The organism is Neorhizobium sp. P12A, from assembly GCF_008365395.1.
Classification (GTDB): Bacteria; Pseudomonadota; Alphaproteobacteria; order Rhizobiales; family Rhizobiaceae; genus Rhizobium.
Genome location: NZ_QOVX01000006.1, coordinates 177,279 through 191,552 on the forward strand (window position 1 = coordinate 177,279; position 14,274 = coordinate 191,552).

The 14,274-nt window shown below is 58.5% G+C and carries 17 protein-coding genes; 13 read left to right on the top strand and 4 right to left on the bottom strand.

The features are described from left to right. The first annotated feature begins 180 nt into the window (after window positions 1-180). Both DTW90_RS19005 and DTW90_RS19010 read left to right on the top strand, forming a co-directional pair. On the top strand, window positions 181-1,698 hold the full coding sequence (locus DTW90_RS19005; RefSeq protein ID WP_132524711.1) for a DEAD/DEAH box helicase: 1,518 nt from the start codon (window positions 181-183) through the stop codon (window positions 1,696-1,698). A gap of 10 nt (window positions 1,699-1,708) precedes the next feature. Further along, window positions 1,709-2,134 carry an NUDIX domain-containing protein gene (locus tag DTW90_RS19010; RefSeq protein ID WP_149340183.1) on the top strand — a complete coding sequence of 142 codons (426 nt, stop codon included), beginning with the start codon at window positions 1,709-1,711 and terminating at the stop codon, window positions 2,132-2,134. Between the two features lie 3 nt (window positions 2,135-2,137). Here DTW90_RS19010 and DTW90_RS19015 read toward each other — a convergent pair whose 3' ends face one another. Beyond that, entirely contained in the window at window positions 2,138-2,455 is a 318-nt protein-coding gene (locus DTW90_RS19015; RefSeq protein WP_149340185.1) for a TfoX/Sxy family protein, read from the bottom strand. Between the two features lie 25 nt (window positions 2,456-2,480). Then, on the bottom strand, window positions 2,481-2,975 hold the full coding sequence (locus DTW90_RS19020) for a flavin reductase (protein ID WP_149340187.1): 495 nt from the start codon (window positions 2,973-2,975) through the stop codon (window positions 2,481-2,483). 167 nt (window positions 2,976-3,142) lie between these two features. Here DTW90_RS19020 and DTW90_RS19025 point away from each other — a divergent pair, with 167 nt between their 5' ends. From DTW90_RS19025 to purB, 4 genes are all read left to right on the top strand, one after another. Continuing rightward, window positions 3,143-4,225 carry a branched-chain amino acid ABC transporter substrate-binding protein gene (locus DTW90_RS19025; RefSeq protein ID WP_149340189.1) on the top strand — a complete coding sequence of 361 codons (1,083 nt, stop codon included), beginning with the start codon at window positions 3,143-3,145 and terminating at the stop codon, window positions 4,223-4,225. Window positions 4,226-4,313: 88 nt separating this feature from the next. Continuing rightward, window positions 4,314-5,000 carry a ribulose-phosphate 3-epimerase gene (rpe, locus tag DTW90_RS19030; RefSeq protein ID WP_149340191.1) on the top strand — a complete coding sequence of 229 codons (687 nt, stop codon included), beginning with the start codon at window positions 4,314-4,316 and terminating at the stop codon, window positions 4,998-5,000. Between the two features lie 28 nt (window positions 5,001-5,028). Then, complete coding sequence (locus DTW90_RS19035; protein WP_149340452.1) at window positions 5,029-5,505, top strand: hypothetical protein; 477 nt, start codon at window positions 5,029-5,031, stop codon at window positions 5,503-5,505. 70 nt (window positions 5,506-5,575) lie between these two features. Next, on the top strand, window positions 5,576-6,877 hold the full coding sequence (gene purB, locus DTW90_RS19040; protein WP_149340193.1) for an adenylosuccinate lyase: 1,302 nt from the start codon (window positions 5,576-5,578) through the stop codon (window positions 6,875-6,877). 76 nt (window positions 6,878-6,953) lie between these two features. On the opposite strand, the gene DTW90_RS19045 is transcribed toward purB, so the two are convergent. Beyond that, window positions 6,954-7,754 carry a DUF2189 domain-containing protein gene (locus DTW90_RS19045; RefSeq protein ID WP_149340195.1) on the bottom strand — a complete coding sequence of 267 codons (801 nt, stop codon included), beginning with the start codon at window positions 7,752-7,754 and terminating at the stop codon, window positions 6,954-6,956. A gap of 252 nt (window positions 7,755-8,006) precedes the next feature. Here DTW90_RS19045 and DTW90_RS19050 point away from each other — a divergent pair, with 252 nt between their 5' ends. From DTW90_RS19050 to DTW90_RS19080, 7 genes are all read left to right on the top strand, one after another. Continuing rightward, the gene (locus DTW90_RS19050) at window positions 8,007-8,582 is read left to right on the top strand and encodes an alpha/beta hydrolase (protein WP_132524693.1); all 576 of its coding nucleotides are present in this window, start codon (window positions 8,007-8,009) and stop codon (window positions 8,580-8,582) included. A gap of 459 nt (window positions 8,583-9,041) precedes the next feature. Then, window positions 9,042-11,276 (top strand): EAL domain-containing protein, encoded by a 2,235-nt coding sequence (locus DTW90_RS19055; RefSeq protein ID WP_246664981.1) that lies wholly within the window; start codon window positions 9,042-9,044, stop codon window positions 11,274-11,276. Window positions 11,277-11,568: 292 nt separating this feature from the next. Next, the gene (purC, locus tag DTW90_RS19060) at window positions 11,569-12,333 is read left to right on the top strand and encodes a phosphoribosylaminoimidazolesuccinocarboxamide synthase (RefSeq protein ID WP_132524689.1); all 765 of its coding nucleotides are present in this window, start codon (window positions 11,569-11,571) and stop codon (window positions 12,331-12,333) included. Between the two features lie 20 nt (window positions 12,334-12,353). Further along, a complete protein-coding gene (purS, locus tag DTW90_RS19065) occupies window positions 12,354-12,596 on the top strand; it encodes a phosphoribosylformylglycinamidine synthase subunit PurS (RefSeq protein ID WP_149340199.1) in 243 nt (80 codons plus the stop codon). Window positions 12,597-12,613: 17 nt separating this feature from the next. Beyond that, the gene (locus DTW90_RS19070) at window positions 12,614-12,871 is read left to right on the top strand and encodes a hypothetical protein (RefSeq protein ID WP_149340201.1); all 258 of its coding nucleotides are present in this window, start codon (window positions 12,614-12,616) and stop codon (window positions 12,869-12,871) included. Continuing rightward, on the top strand, window positions 12,868-13,539 hold the full coding sequence (gene purQ / locus DTW90_RS19075; RefSeq protein WP_149340203.1) for a phosphoribosylformylglycinamidine synthase subunit PurQ: 672 nt from the start codon (window positions 12,868-12,870) through the stop codon (window positions 13,537-13,539). Before DTW90_RS19070 ends, purQ begins: the two co-directional genes overlap by 4 nt. Before the next feature lie 60 nt (window positions 13,540-13,599). Beyond that, window positions 13,600-13,998 (top strand): hypothetical protein, encoded by a 399-nt coding sequence (locus DTW90_RS19080; RefSeq protein ID WP_149340204.1) that lies wholly within the window; start codon window positions 13,600-13,602, stop codon window positions 13,996-13,998. A gap of 29 nt (window positions 13,999-14,027) precedes the next feature. Here DTW90_RS19080 and DTW90_RS19085 read toward each other — a convergent pair whose 3' ends face one another. Then, window positions 14,028-14,258: a DUF1127 domain-containing protein gene (locus DTW90_RS19085; RefSeq protein ID WP_149340453.1), complete on the bottom strand. Its 231-nt coding sequence runs from the start codon at window positions 14,256-14,258 to the stop codon at window positions 14,028-14,030. Window positions 14,259-14,274: the final 16 nt, after the last annotated feature.

Genomic DNA, 14,274 nt, shown 5'->3' on the forward strand with positions numbered 1-14,274 from the left:
AACGAGCAACAGCCGCAAAATGAGCTGAAAAATTGCAGTCTCCTTAATCCAGGAAGACCGCTGGACGTCTGCTTTCCTTGACTCACCGGGTGTTTGGGACTATGTCGCGCTGCATCGCGGCATGCATTGCGTGTCGACTCATCAGTGTTCGACCGAACCGGAACGGAAACAGTTCTCCCTTTGACCACATTTGCTGACCTTGGCTTGAGCCAAAAAGTCTTATCCGCGGTGACAGACGCGGGCTATACTATTCCAACCCCTATTCAGGCTGGCGCCATCCCGTTTGCCCTGCAGCGCCGCGATATTTGCGGTATCGCGCAGACGGGAACCGGCAAGACGGCATCTTTCGTCCTGCCGATGTTGACGCTGCTTGAAAAAGGACGCGCCCGTGCGCGCATGCCGCGCACGCTTATTCTCGAGCCGACGCGCGAACTCGCAGCCCAGGTTGCGGAGAACTTTGAGAAATACGGCAAGAACCACCGCCTGAACATCGCTCTTCTGATCGGCGGCGTTTCCTTCGAAGACCAGGACCGCAAGCTGGAGCGCGGCGCCGACGTCCTGATCTGCACGCCCGGCCGCCTGCTCGACCATTTCGAACGCGGCAAGCTTTTGATGAGCGGCGTCGAAATCTTGGTCATCGATGAAGCCGACCGTATGCTCGACATGGGCTTCATCCCCGATATCGAGCGTATCGCCAAGCTTATTCCATTTACGCGCCAGACGCTGTTCTTCTCCGCCACGATGCCTGGTGAAATCCAGAAGCTGGCCGACCGCTTCCTGCAGAATCCAGAACGCATCGAGGTCGCCAAGCCTTCTTCGACCGCAAAGACGGTGACGCAGCGCTTCGTTGCCTCGCATGGCAAGGACTACGAAAAACGCGCAACGCTTCGTGACCTGATTCGCGCGCAGACAGACCTCAAGAACGCGATCATCTTCTGCAATCGCAAGAAGGACGTCGCCGACCTGTTCCGGTCGCTGGAGCGCCACGGTTTCTCGGTCGGTGCTCTTCATGGTGACATGGACCAGCGCTCGCGTACAACGATGCTGCAGAACTTCCGCGACGGCAACATTCAGTTGCTGGTCGCCTCCGACGTTGCTGCCCGCGGCCTCGACCTGCCGGATGTCGGCCACGTCTTCAACTTCGACGTTCCGATCCATTCGGAAGATTATGTCCACCGCATTGGCCGTACCGGTCGCGCAGGTCGCTCCGGTGCAGCTTTCACGCTCGTCACCAAGCGCGACACCAAGCATGTGGATGCGATCGAAAAGCTGATCGGCGAGAAGGTCGAGTGGCTGAACGGCGATCTCAGCGCCCTTCCGCCACCCGAAGAAAGCCAGGAAACCGACCGTCCGCGCCGTAATGGTCGCGAAAGGGATCGAGACCGGGGCCGCGGCAAGGGTCGCGCCTCCACGGGTCATAAATCTGATATCGATGCCGAGGATACTCGGGTTGAAACGATCGAAGCAGCACCAGCAAGGGCCGAAAGTTTGAAAAACGAACGCAAGTCAGAGAACAATAAGTCGGACAATAACAAGTCCCACAACGGCTCTCGCGGCAATCGGCCCTATCCCGCAAACGACGACAATCGCGATCGTCGCAGCCGTTACCACCGTGATCAGGACGACGGCCCGACCCCGGTCGGCTTCGGCGACGACATTCCTGCCTTCATGTTGATCGTTGCCAGCGCAAAGGCCTGATGGGCCGCGCGTGACGGGTAATCCCGGAATAGACTTTCCCGGTGTCGGAACAGGACTTGCCATTCTTCGCAATGGCAAGCTGCTTCTCTATAAGCGCATTAAGGCGCCCGAAGCCGGCTTCTGGAGCATTCCGGGCGGCAAGGTCGATCACATGGAAACGGCTGCAGCCGCGGCATCACGCGAAGCAACCGAAGAGACCGGTTTGCTCATCGGCGCGACCGAATTTCTGTGCACCACCGAACTGATCTCCACCGAAGACCGCCATCACTGGATATCGCTGATCTACGTGACGCAGGATATATCCGGCGAGCCGCAGTTGGTGGAGCCGGATAAGCTTTCCGATTTCGGCTGGTTCGGTCGCGATGACTTGCCGAGCCCGCTCTCCGCTTTCGCGCAGGCCGCAATCGCCAATCTGAACGAAGACGAGTTTCGCTGACGTCTATTCGGCCCGCAGCGCCGCCTGATAGGCGAGCCGCACCCAATGGGCCATGATATCGGGATCGTCGAAAGCATCTTCAGGGATGGACCAATAGGGCATGTTCACCGGCTTGCCCTTCTTGCCTTCATAAAACCATCGTCTAGCGCCTGCGGCCTCGAATTCGGGGGCGCTGACGTCATCGGCCTTCAGAAGCATCTCATCGCGGACTTCGACCGCAATGATGCGGCCCATGTGATAAACGCCCTTGCCGCCAAACATGCACTTGATCGTCACCGGCCCGAGCGACTGAAACATTTCCTCGATATCGGTATTGTCCATCTTTGCCTCGGCATCCGCTCGTTGCTTAAAGCGTGTGATAGCCGCGGTTCATGTAGAGGAGAGCAGGCTTGCTCTCGCTGAACCTAACGGCAACGACCTCGCCGAAGATGATGTTGTGCGTTGCGCCACGCATGACCTCGGTCACACGGCAATCGAAGGTCGCGAGCGCATCCGTGAGCGCCGGCGCGCCTGTGACCAGCGTATCGAAGGTTCCCGAAGCAAAGCGCTCATCGGCCGTCATTTGAGTCTTGCCGGAAAAAGCGTCGGCAAGGACCTGATTGTGCGCGCCGAGCGCATTGAGCGCGAAGATGCCGCTGTGAATAAATATATCGTTCTTCGCGTTGCTGTTGTTCAGGCATATCAGCACGGACGCAGGATTGTCGGAAACCGAACAGGCGGCCGTGATCGTCACCCCTCGCCGCTCCTTGCCCAGGATGGTCGTTACCAGCTGTACATGTCCTGCATAGCGGCTCATGGCATCGCGATAGTGCACGGGATCCATATGCTGCTTGTCCAACAATGCCGTTCTCCAGTCTGTTTCGTTATTATCGTTTTCCCTAGATATGAGCCCCATCCGTTAGCTTTTCTACAATACCATCCGGAAAACTGACGGATTTTGCCGCTTTTTCTTTGACGCCCGCCTCTGGACGGATAAAAGAACAGGGAAATTTCCGGGATATCCATTTGATGAACCGCCTGTGCCGCATTTTGTCGTCCTTTCCGCTGCTACTGGCCGCTGGAAGTGCCTATGCCGCCGGTGTCAACATCGGAGTGGTCGCGCCTCAGGGCGGCAATTACGCAGTTTTAGGCGCGCAGATTGCTGCCGGTGCCGGCTTTGAAGCCAAGGCATCAAAGAATACCGTCGCATCTGTCAACGAGCCCTGCACGGACGGAACCGGTGCGGCAGTCGCAGATGCATTGATCAATGCCAAGGTCCAGGTCGCCGTGGGTTTTCTCTGCAGCGAAACCCTGGAAGGCGCGCTTCCGAAACTGAAAGACGCCGGCATCCCCGTGATTACGGTGTCCGTCCGCGCCCGCATCCTCATGGAGGATGCGCTGAAGAGCGGATGGCCGCTCTTCAGATTGGCCCCCGTCGATGGTGCCGAAGCCGCAAAAGTGGTCGACATTATCCTGAGGGACTGGACGGCGGACCCGATCGCGCTGATCGACGACGGCACGATCCATGGGCGGGAACTCGTCGATGCGGTGCGCAGCGCTCTCGATGAACGCGGCCTGAAGCCTGTCTTCAACGACACCTATCGCCCCGGTCAGGAGCAGCAGATTGCTCTCGTGCGCAGGCTGAAGAAAACCGGTGCGACCCATGTCTTCGTCGGCGGCGACCGCAGCGACGTCGCAATCATCGCCCGCGATGCTCAGTCTGAAAAAATTCCGCTCGTCGTCATGGGCGGGGACAGCATGCGGGCGGCTGACCAGCCCGTGCCGCTGGCATCAGGCTCGCTGGCGGTGGCGATTCCCGATTATGCAAGCCTTCCGTCGGCCACGGCGACGGTTCAGGCCATGCGCGCCGCCGGTATCGAACCTGAGGGCTATGTCTTGCCCTCGGCCGCAGCGGCGGCCATTGCCAGCCAGGCAGTCGAGGCGGCAATCTCCGAGAACAAGCCGCTGGCCGGCAAACTCATCGGCACGACCTTCCAGACCGTGCTTGGGCCGGTAACCTTCGGCCAGAACCACGAACTCGCTGACAATCCTTATCGGCTTCAGGAATGGCGAGGCAAGGCCTTTGCTCCGCCGCAATCTCCCACGAACTGAGATTGCGCGACATGACCTTGGCCGGTTGTTTAGCTGACGATCGAGTGCTAAGCCATCTCGCAAAAGCCCTCGACGGAGTCTTGACGCCATGACCTTACCTATCCGCATCGCTCCTTCCATTCTTGCGGCTGATTTCGCCAAGCTCGGCCAGGAAGTCCGCGACGTCACCGCGGCCGGCGCCGATTGGATCCATCTCGACGTCATGGATGGTCATTTCGTGCCGAACATCTCGTTCGGTCCTGATGTCATCAAGTCGCTCCGCTCCTATACGGACGCGACCTTCGACTGCCATCTCATGATCTCTCCGGCCGATCCATACCTCGAGGCCTTCGCGAAGGCCGGCTGCGATCGCATCACCGTGCATGCCGAAGCCGGTGTCCATCTGCATCGCTCCCTGCAGGCGATCCGTCACCTCGGCAAGAAGGTCGGCGTGACGCTCAATCCGGCGACGCCGCTCAGCATTCTCGAAAACGTGCTCGACGATGTCGACATGATCCTCATCATGTCGGTCAACCCCGGATTTGGCGGCCAGAAATTCATCCCCGCGATGGCCGAGAAGATCAGAATGGCCAAGTCACTCATCGGCGACAGGCCGATCGAGCTAGAAGTCGATGGCGGCGTCACCGCCGAGACCGCGGGAACGATCGCCGCGGCAGGTGGCAACGTATTCGTGGCTGGCTCGGCAATCTTCAAGGGCGGCTCCCTTGAAGCCTACCGCCAAGCCATCGGTGCCCTGCGTTCCGCTGCCGAACAGGGTCGAAGTGGAGCAAACTAAGCCGGCGAAAGATCGACGCCGTCAACGTCTGGGGACGGCAATTCCGCCCTTCAGAGAATTCATCTTCGGCGCCCTGGGGTGGGGCGCCATGATGGCGCTGTCTGCGCTTCTTGCCATCGCCCTCCGCAACGGCCTCCTGACAGACCGTCTCATGGAACTGCTGGTCGTCTATTTTTTTGGCGGCGCCTTTGCCTGGCCGTTCATGATCCCGCTTGCCCGCGTCCTTGCCTTCCGCAAGTCGGTGGAAACGCGGTTCGCGGCTTTCTTCCTGACGCTTTCGGTCGGCACGATGGCAATGACTGCGTTTCTGTTCGCGATGGACTACCGCTTGTTCTATTCGCGCTGGCATGCGCCTTTCGGTTCCATCGTCTGGATGTTCCAGTTCGTTTTTACCAGCGCCAGCGCCGTCTACCAGTTCGCAGTCCTCGGCAGCCGTCTCTTTCTGCCGCTCGGTCTGCTGTTCCTTGTTGCCACAAGCCTGTATCTTGCAAAACGCATGCGTTGAGATTGTGCCGCGTCTTTGCTACAGGGGCGCCAAGCACTTATTATCTGCCGTTCACGAAAGTTGAGAGCCCATGATCCCGCGCTACTCCCGACCGGAAATGGTCGCCATCTGGTCGCCCGAAACCAAATTCCGCATCTGGTTCGAGATCGAGGCCTATGCATGTGACGCGCTGGCCGAGCTTGGCGTCATACCGAAGTCGGCGGCTGCGACGATCTGGGAAAAAGGCGGCAAGGCAACCTTCGACGTCGCACGCATCGACGAAATCGAAGCTGTGACCAAGCACGATGTCATCGCCTTCCTGACGCACCTCGCCGAATTCGTCGGTCCCGACAGTCGTTTCGTGCATCAGGGCATGACGTCTTCCGACGTGCTCGACACCACGCTGAACATCCAGCTCGTGCGTGCCTCCGACATCCTGCTTGCCGATCTCGACCGCGTTCTTGCAGCTCTCAAGACTCGCGCCTTCGAGCACAAGGACACCGTCCGGATCGGCAGAAGCCACGGCATTCACGCCGAACCGACGACGATGGGCCTGACACTTGCCCGCTTCTATGCCGAAATGGACCGTAATCGTGCCCGTCTCGTCGCCGCCCGGGCCGAGATCGCTACCGGCGCGATCTCGGGCGCCGTCGGCACCTTCGCCAATATCGATCCACGCGTCGAAGAGCACGTCTGCGCCAAGCTCGGGCTGACCCCGGAGCCGGTATCGACACAGGTCATCCCGCGTGACCGCCACGCCATGTTCTTCGCAACACTCGGTGTCATTGCCTCTTCCATCGAGAATGTCGCCATCGAAATACGACACATGCAGCGCACGGAAGTGCTGGAAGCCGAAGAATTCTTCTCGCCCGGCCAGAAGGGCTCGTCTGCCATGCCGCACAAGCGCAATCCGGTTTTGACCGAAAACCTGACTGGCCTCGCACGTCTTGTGCGCATGTCGGTCGTCCCGGCCATGGAAAACGTCGCACTCTGGCACGAGCGCGATATCAGCCATTCGAGCGTGGAGCGCGCAATTGGCCCGGACACCACGATCACCCTCGACTTCGCGCTGAACCGCCTCGCCGGTGTCATTGAGAAGCTGGTAATCTATCCCGGTAACATGGAGAAGAATCTCAACAAGTTCCGCGGACTTGTTCACTCACAGCGTGTTTTGCTTGCCCTTACGCAAGCTGGTGTCTCCCGTGAAGATGCCTATCGCCTCGTGCAGCGCAATGCCATGAAGGTCTGGGAAGAAGGCAAGGACTTCCTCGAAGAGCTGCTGGCCGACACCGAAGTCCGGGCGACGCTGTCGGAAGCGGACATTCGCGAGAAGTTCGATCTTGGCTATCACACCAAGCATGTTGACACGATCTTCAAGCGCGTCTTCGGCTAAACGCATTCTTCCAGATCAAAACGTCCCAAGCCGCCGGATGAACCGGCGGCTTTTCTGTACCAGCTTGCAATATCCCTTATGCCGCAGGGGCGATGAGTTTGCGATAGAGGTGCCAGGTCGAATGACCGAGGATCGGCATGACGACGGCGAGACCGGCAAAGATCGGTATCGTTCCGATCAGCAACAGTGCTGCGACGATCAGGCCCCATAGGGCTACCGGACCGGGATTGGCCAATGTCGCGCGCATGCTGGCATCGATCGCTGCAACTGCACCGACATCCCGGTCGAGCAGAAGCGGGAAAGTCACGACGGTGGTCGCAAGCACAATCACAGCAAACACGAAGCCGGCGAGATTACCCCAGAAGATCAATCCCATCCCTGCCCGCGTTGTCAGCACCTCCGAGACAAAAGATGAGATTGAAGCCGGCATGGCGTCGCCAAAGTAGGCCGTGTAGATCATCTGCGCGACTATCAGCCATCCGATGAAAAGCGCCAGCAGCAGAATGCCGACGGCTATGATCGACGGCAGCGCCGGCGAATAGCGGACATCGAAGGCATGCGACCAGGAGCTGTCGAGACCCATTTCCCGGCGACGGCTGATCTCATAAAGGCCTATGGCGGCAATCGGCCCCAGCAGCGCGAAGCCCGACATCAACGGAAAAAGCAACGGCAGGAGATTTGCACCGGAACTCCAGACGATCAGAACGATGCCGGCGATCGGGTACATGAGACAGAGGAAGACGTAGTGGGATGGCTTCTCGCTGAAATCTGTCAGTCCTGACTTCAGTGCGTCGCCGATATCGCTAAAGCCTATCTTGCGAACGACCGGGCGCACGAAGTTGTTGTCTGCACCGGCCATAACATGGAATGCCGTCATGGGTTTCCTCCTCCGCAGCCTGCTAGACAGCACGTTCTCCCAACGTAAAGTCGTAGCGGCAGTTTCAACGCACCATCCCCTTAAACCCCTGGGGTCAGAAAGGGCGCAAGCTTGCAGGTGGCTTAAAACTTTCGGCAAATGAGAAGGCCGACACGTTCATCGCAACCGGCATTTCACGACTCTAGCAAATTTTGCCGCATTTGTCGCCTTTTCACTTGACTTCGAACCTCTCGCTTCTCACATCGGGCCATCATGAAAGTCTCAGACGCAGATATCCTCATCATTCCCGGCTACACCAATTCCGGGCCTGATCACTGGCAAAGCCGCTGGGAGCAGAAGCTCAGCACGGCAAGGCGCGTGGAGCAGGCCGAATGGTCGAAGCCGGTCCGTGACGATTGGATGGCCCGCATCGCAGAAGAAGTGAACGCCTCGACACGTCCCGTGGTTCTGGTGGCGCACTCGCTTGGCATACCGTCTCTCGTCCACGCTATTCCGCTGTTCAAGAAGCCGGTCGCCGGTGCGTTCCTGGTGGCACCGCCTGACGTCGCCAACCCGAAGATCCGGCCGAAGCATCTGATGACCTTCGGCCCCTATCCGCGCGATCCCCTACCGTTTCCGTCAGTCACGATCGCCAGCCGCAACGATCCGTTCGGAACCTACGAACACGCCGGCGACATCGCCAATAGCTGGGGTTCCCTGCTGATTGACGCAGGAGAGGCAGGCCACATCAATGCCGATTCCGGCCACGGTCCATGGCCTGAGGGCACGATGGTCTTTGCTCAATTCCTTAGCCGCCTCCGGCCGGATGCCGCTGAACTTAGCAAGTGAGTTCAGCACCTTATCGGTGGGAATAGATATAACAGCGACCACTTCTTTAAGGGAAGTTTAATGTAATAAGGGCATCGTTACGCAGGTTCTGCATGGGTGTGCCCTTTGACGTCGCTGCCGAAAGATCGACTGACCTTCCCAGATTTGAATCTCGACTTCGCAGGCATGCTCGATTTGGCGCCATTGCCAAGCATTGTCGTGCAGCGGGCCGATAATCGCGTCGTCTATGCAAATACCGCGTTTCGCCGGCTCCTCCCCAATTCGGCAAGCCTTGGCGACGCCAGGATCGATGATTTTATTCAATCGGATGAGATCGACGCGCTGAACGGTCTGCTGAAGGCGGCAGCCCCAACGTCGACCCTGCTCTCCATTCATCTGGCTTCATCGGGGCAGGAAGCTATTTCCGCGCAACTATTCCTGTCGCGCATCGGCGCTGATGCTCCAGACGGCAAGCAATATGTGCTTCTCCAGTTCCTGGAGGTCGGCGATCGACCGGACCGGCTTGCAGAGATAGCCGAACGCGAGGCCCGCTGGAATTCCGCTCTTATCAGTTCCGATCTCGGCGTTTGGGATCACGATTTCAAAAGCGGCCGAATGTTCTATTCGGACACCTGGCGGAAGATGCGCGGACTGAAAACGGACGAGGAATTCGAGGCCGCCCTCGGCGACTGGATCCAGGGCGTGCATCCTGATGACCGCGAACATGTCCTGCATGCGATCGAAAGACAAAATAGCGGCGATCCGGCCTATCGCATCTTCGAATATCGCGAGCGCCACAAGGACGGCCATTGGGTCTGGATCGAATGCCGCGGCGCGTCCGTGGAATGGGATGAGAATGGCGTTCCGACGCATATCATCGGCACCGATACCGATATTTCGCCGCGCAAGGCCGCGGAAGAGATGCTGGCCCATGTGTCGCGCCGTCTGGATCTTGCGCTCGAAATCTCAAGAATCGGCGTCTTCGAAGCCGACATCAACAAGGATGAGGTCGAGTGGGACGACCGCCTGCTTGCGATCTATGGCATCGATGGCACGCCGAATCTGAAGCCAAGCAACTTCTGGGAAGAGACGCTCCATCCGGACGACAGGGAACGGGTGCTGAAGCGAGTGAACGATAATCTCATGGGCGACGACGGCTTTCTGCACGAATATAGGATCGTGCGCCCCGATGGCGTCGTGCGCGTCATCCGGGCCCGCGCAGCCCCCTTCGTCGACGAGCGCGGCAATCCGAAGATGATCGGCGCCAACTGGGACGTGACAGAGGAAGCGACCCTTCGCAATGAACTGCATCGCGCAAAGACGCTGGCGGAAGCCCGCAACGGCGAGTTGGAAGCGGCCAAGGAGCAGATTGAGCACATCGCCTTCCACGATCACCTGACCGGCCTCCCCAACCGTCGCTATCTCGACCACATGCTGGACCGCCGATCCCAGGAGTGCCGCGCCGACGGCTCGCTTCTGGCGATCCTCCATATCGATCTTGACCGCTTCAAGCAGATCAACGACACGCTCGGGCATCGGGCCGGTGATATGATGCTGAAGCACGCAGCCGGCATACTGGTATCGGTCGCCGGCAAGGATGATTTCGTCGCCCGCATCGGCGGCGACGAGTTCGTCGTCGTCTGCAAGCGCAAGGGTTTTTCAAAGCGCATCGCAAGCATGGCCTCCCAGATCATTCGCGAGCTGTGCAAGCCTGTGCGTTACGACGGTCACGATTGCCGGTTCGGCGCCAGTATCGGTATCGCCTGCGATAGCGGCCCTCGCCTCGATGCGCACCAGCTTCTGCTGAACGCCGATATCGCTCTTTACCGAGCAAAGGCCGGCGGACGAAACCGTCATGAGTTCTTCTCGCACGACATGCAGCGCCACATCATTGCGACAAAGCAATTGTCCGACGAAATCTTGCGAGGTCTGGAGCGGCACGAATTCGTTCCCTTTTACCAGCCGCAGTTCTGCGCCCGCTCGCTCGATGTGGTCGGTATCGAAACATTGGCGCGCTGGCAGCATCCGGTTTTCGGCCTGATGACGCCGGACAAGTTCCTTTCGATTGCCGAGGATCTCGATGTTGTCTCGACCATTGACGGCCTCATCCTGGAGCAAGCCCTCCGTGACCATGCCGCATGGCGCGATGCCGGCATCGATATCGCAAAGATTTCGGTCAATGTTTCGTCGCGGCGGCTGGCTGATCCGGGCTTGGCTAAAAGCCTCCGCGCGCTGAAGATAAAGCCGGGAATTCTTGCCTTCGAATTGCTGGAATCCATCTCGCTTGATGACTGTGACGAGGCCTCGACGGCCAATCTTGCGCTTCTGCGCAGGCTGGGCATCGATATTGAGATCGATGACTTCGGAACGGGCCACGCCTCCATCGTCAGTCTGCTTCGGCTTAGTCCTGCGTCTCTGAAGATCGATCGGGAGTTGATCAAGCCCCTGCCCCATTCCGCCGAGCAGCGAAAGCTCGTCGGATCGATCATCGATATCGGCCATTCGCTGAATATCAGGGTCACCGCCGAGGGGGTGGAAACCCCGGAACATGTCCACATCCTGGGCGATCTTGGCTGCGACCAACTCCAGGGTTTTGCGCTTGCCCACCCGATGAAGGCCGCGGATATGCCGAATTTCATACGCAGCGAAAGCTGGCGCGGCAACGAGCGTGGTGCAAGGGCTACCCAGAAGAAGCTCGAGCAATCCCTTCGCTGAGCCGGTAAACTCCGTCGTCCTGCGATCTTCCCACACAAAACCAGGTAAAAGTGGCGATTGCGCTTCCTATATATTGTGCAGCAACGGGTGCATTCATTTCTTCGTCAAAGAAAAGCCTGTAGAACATGAGATGAAAATACCCGATTCTCGCAGCGGTATATGGCCGCTCGGCGAAATCCCGAGGAAGGAGGCGCTGGCCGATTGTGAATTTCCTTCTTTTCCTTTAAGGGGACGCCCAAAGATCGATCCACTTGCGCTGTTCGAAGAGCGCCAACTACAGAGAAAAGTGAAGATGAACCGTCGCCGCCGTATTTACGAAGGCAAGGCTAAGATCCTTTACGAGGGTCCCGAACCGGGCACGCTGATCCAGTTTTTCAAGGATGACGCTACCGCTTTCAACAAGAAGAAACACGAAGTCATCGATGGCAAGGGTGTCCTGAACAACCGGATCTCCGAGTATATATTCAGCCATCTGAACAAGATCGGCATCCCCACGCACTTTATCCGCCGCCTGAACATGCGCGAGCAGTTGATCAAGGAAGTGGAAATGATTCCGCTTGAGATCGTCGTGCGCAACGTTGCCGCCGGCTCGCTCGCTGAACGCCTGGGCATCGAGGAAGGCGTGGTGCTTCCGCGCTCGATCATCGAGTTCTATTACAAGTCGGATGCCCTCAACGACCCGATGGTCTCGGAGGAGCACATCACAGCTTTCGGCTGGGCCAATCCGGCTGAGCTTGACGACATCATGGCGCTCGCCATCCGCGTCAACGACTTCATGACCGGCCTCTTCCTTGGCGTTGGCATCCAGCTCGTCGATTTCAAGATCGAGTGCGGTCGCCTGTTCGAAGGCGACATGATGCGCATTATCCTCGCCGATGAAATCTCGCCGGATAGCTGCCGTCTCTGGGACATCGAGACCCACGAAAAGATGGACAAGGACCGCTTCCGCCGCGATATGGGTGGACTTCTCGAAGCTTATTCGGAAGTGGCGCGCCGTCTCGGCATCATCAACGAGAACGAACCCGTGCGCGGCACGGGACCGGTTCTGGTCAAGTAAAGGCATATGGAAGGACAATCGTGATCAAGGCTCGTGTTACCGTTACGCTGAAGAACGGCGTTCTCGATCCGCAGGGCAAGGCAATCGAAGGCGCCCTCGGCGCCCTCGGCTTTGAAGGCGTAGACCAGGTCCGCCAGGGAAAGGTCTTCGACCTTGAACTCGCCGGCGTCGACAAGGCGAAGGCCGAGGCTGATCTCAAGGCCATGTGCGACAAACTCCTCGCCAACACCGTTATCGAGAATTATACTATTTCTCTCGACTGACGGTTGCGGAGAGGGTTATGACCGAGGTTGCCAACGAACTGATGTATGAGCTCATGAAGAAGATGCATCAGCGATTCGATAAGATCGATTTTGCGCTCGGTGAAATCAGAAATGAGATGCAGAGCATGCGTGGAACGATGATTTCCATGCAGCAGGATATCCATAATATCTATGGTGTTCTGGCCCATCATGATCAGCGTCTCGACCGTATTGAAAATCGCCTCGAATTGCGTGAACTCGCAGAAGCACAAGCAAGGTTTGAACCGCACCCATGAAGTCAGCCGTCGTCCAACTTCCCGGCCTCAATCGTGATCGCGACATGATCGCCGCCCTTACCAAGATCTCGGGAACAGCACCTGTTACGGTCTGGCAGACGGAGACCGAGATTCCGGATGTCGATCTCATCGTCATTCCGGGTGGCTTCTCCTATGGAGACTATCTCCGCTGCGGCGCGATCGCAGCCCGCATGCCTGTCATGCAGGCGATCAAGGAGAAGGCGAACAAAGGCGTGAAGGTGCTTGGCGTCTGCAACGGTTTCCAGATCCTGGTCGAAGCCGGCATGCTGCCCGGCGCTCTGATGCGCAATGCCTCCCTGAAATTCGTCTGCAAGCAGATCAAGCTCGAAGTCGTCAACGCCGAGACCGACTTCACCCGCGCCTATGCGAAGGGTCAGGTCATCCGCTGCCCGGTCGCCCACCACGACGGCAATTATTTCGCCGACGCCGAGACCTTGGCCCGTATCGAAGGCGAAGGCCAGGTTGTGTTCCGCTATGCAGAAGGAACCAACCCGAACGGCTCGATCAACGATATCGCCGCCGTTATGAATGCGCAGGGCAATGTGCTCGGCATGATGCCGCATCCCGAAAATCTCATTGAAGCCGCCCATGGCGGTGCTGACGGGCGCGGGCTTTTCGCTTCCGCGCTGGATGTCATCGCAGCCTGATCAAACAGGCTGCATTCCCCCCCGCATGCTCCCTCAAAGCCGATCCCGAAAGAGAGATTGATGCGTCATCCTTCCGTCGCCCTCCGCATGTCCGTCCTCCTTGCCGGTCTCGGCGCTCTGGTGGCGTCCTGCCAGTCGCATGCGCCGGTCGTGACAACCGATAAGGACGCGCTGTCGACGATGGAACGCATCATGCTGAGCGCGAACGCCTGCTGGTTCAAGTCGGCCAATCCGACCTTCGCAAAATATCAACTGGCGCCAGAGCTCAATTCGTATACCGGCCGGCCGCGTATCCTGATCGTCGATCGCGGCCATCCGACCGGTCGGCCCTCACTGGTCGTTCAGGCGGAAGGCAATCCGGCCAAGCTCGAGGCCTTCGGTCCGATGATGAGCGGCGCTTCTGCCGCCCAGATCACTGGCGACGTCAACCGCTGGGCCAACGGCAACAAGGGCTGCTGAGCAGCCTTCGCATCCAGCTCCATCGTGGATCAATCCCAGAAGAATGATTTACTGACCTCGGTCCTCGCCTCGCGACGTGTGATGCCGATGTCATTGAGCTGATCGTCGGTCAGATCGCGCAGCGTCCGCCTGCTTTCACGCTTTTCGTACCAAGTCCAAAGTAGATGGCAAAAACAGTGAAATACGCCCTTCAAGGAAAGTGAAGCTGCGCGCGGACGCGATTGGTGCGCCGCTCTCTCAATTGTATTTATTGTATCCATTGCCATCGTCGATTCG

Excerpts from the sequence above, each read along its gene's own strand:
- DTW90_RS19015 (WP_149340185.1), bottom strand. The coding sequence starts at position 2,455 with ATGGACAATACCGATATCGAGGAAATGTTTCAGTCGCTCGGGCCGGTG.
- DTW90_RS19025 (WP_149340189.1), top strand. The coding sequence starts at position 3,143 with ATGAACCGCCTGTGCCGCATTTTGTCGTCCTTTCCGCTGCTACTGGCC.
- rpe (WP_149340191.1), top strand. The coding sequence starts at position 4,314 with ATGACCTTACCTATCCGCATCGCTCCTTCCATTCTTGCGGCTGATTTC.
- purB (WP_149340193.1), top strand. The coding sequence starts at position 5,576 with ATGATCCCGCGCTACTCCCGACCGGAAATGGTCGCCATCTGGTCGCCC.
- DTW90_RS19045 (WP_149340195.1), bottom strand. The coding sequence starts at position 7,754 with ATGACGGCATTCCATGTTATGGCCGGTGCAGACAACAACTTCGTGCGC.
- DTW90_RS19050 (WP_132524693.1), top strand. The coding sequence starts at position 8,007 with ATGAAAGTCTCAGACGCAGATATCCTCATCATTCCCGGCTACACCAAT.
- purC (WP_132524689.1), top strand. The coding sequence starts at position 11,569 with ATGAACCGTCGCCGCCGTATTTACGAAGGCAAGGCTAAGATCCTTTAC.
- DTW90_RS19070 (WP_149340201.1), top strand. The coding sequence starts at position 12,614 with ATGACCGAGGTTGCCAACGAACTGATGTATGAGCTCATGAAGAAGATG.
- purQ (WP_149340203.1), top strand. The coding sequence starts at position 12,868 with ATGAAGTCAGCCGTCGTCCAACTTCCCGGCCTCAATCGTGATCGCGAC.
- DTW90_RS19080 (WP_149340204.1), top strand. The coding sequence starts at position 13,600 with ATGCGTCATCCTTCCGTCGCCCTCCGCATGTCCGTCCTCCTTGCCGGT.
- DTW90_RS19085 (WP_149340453.1), bottom strand. The coding sequence starts at position 14,258 with ATGGATACAATAAATACAATTGAGAGAGCGGCGCACCAATCGCGTCCG.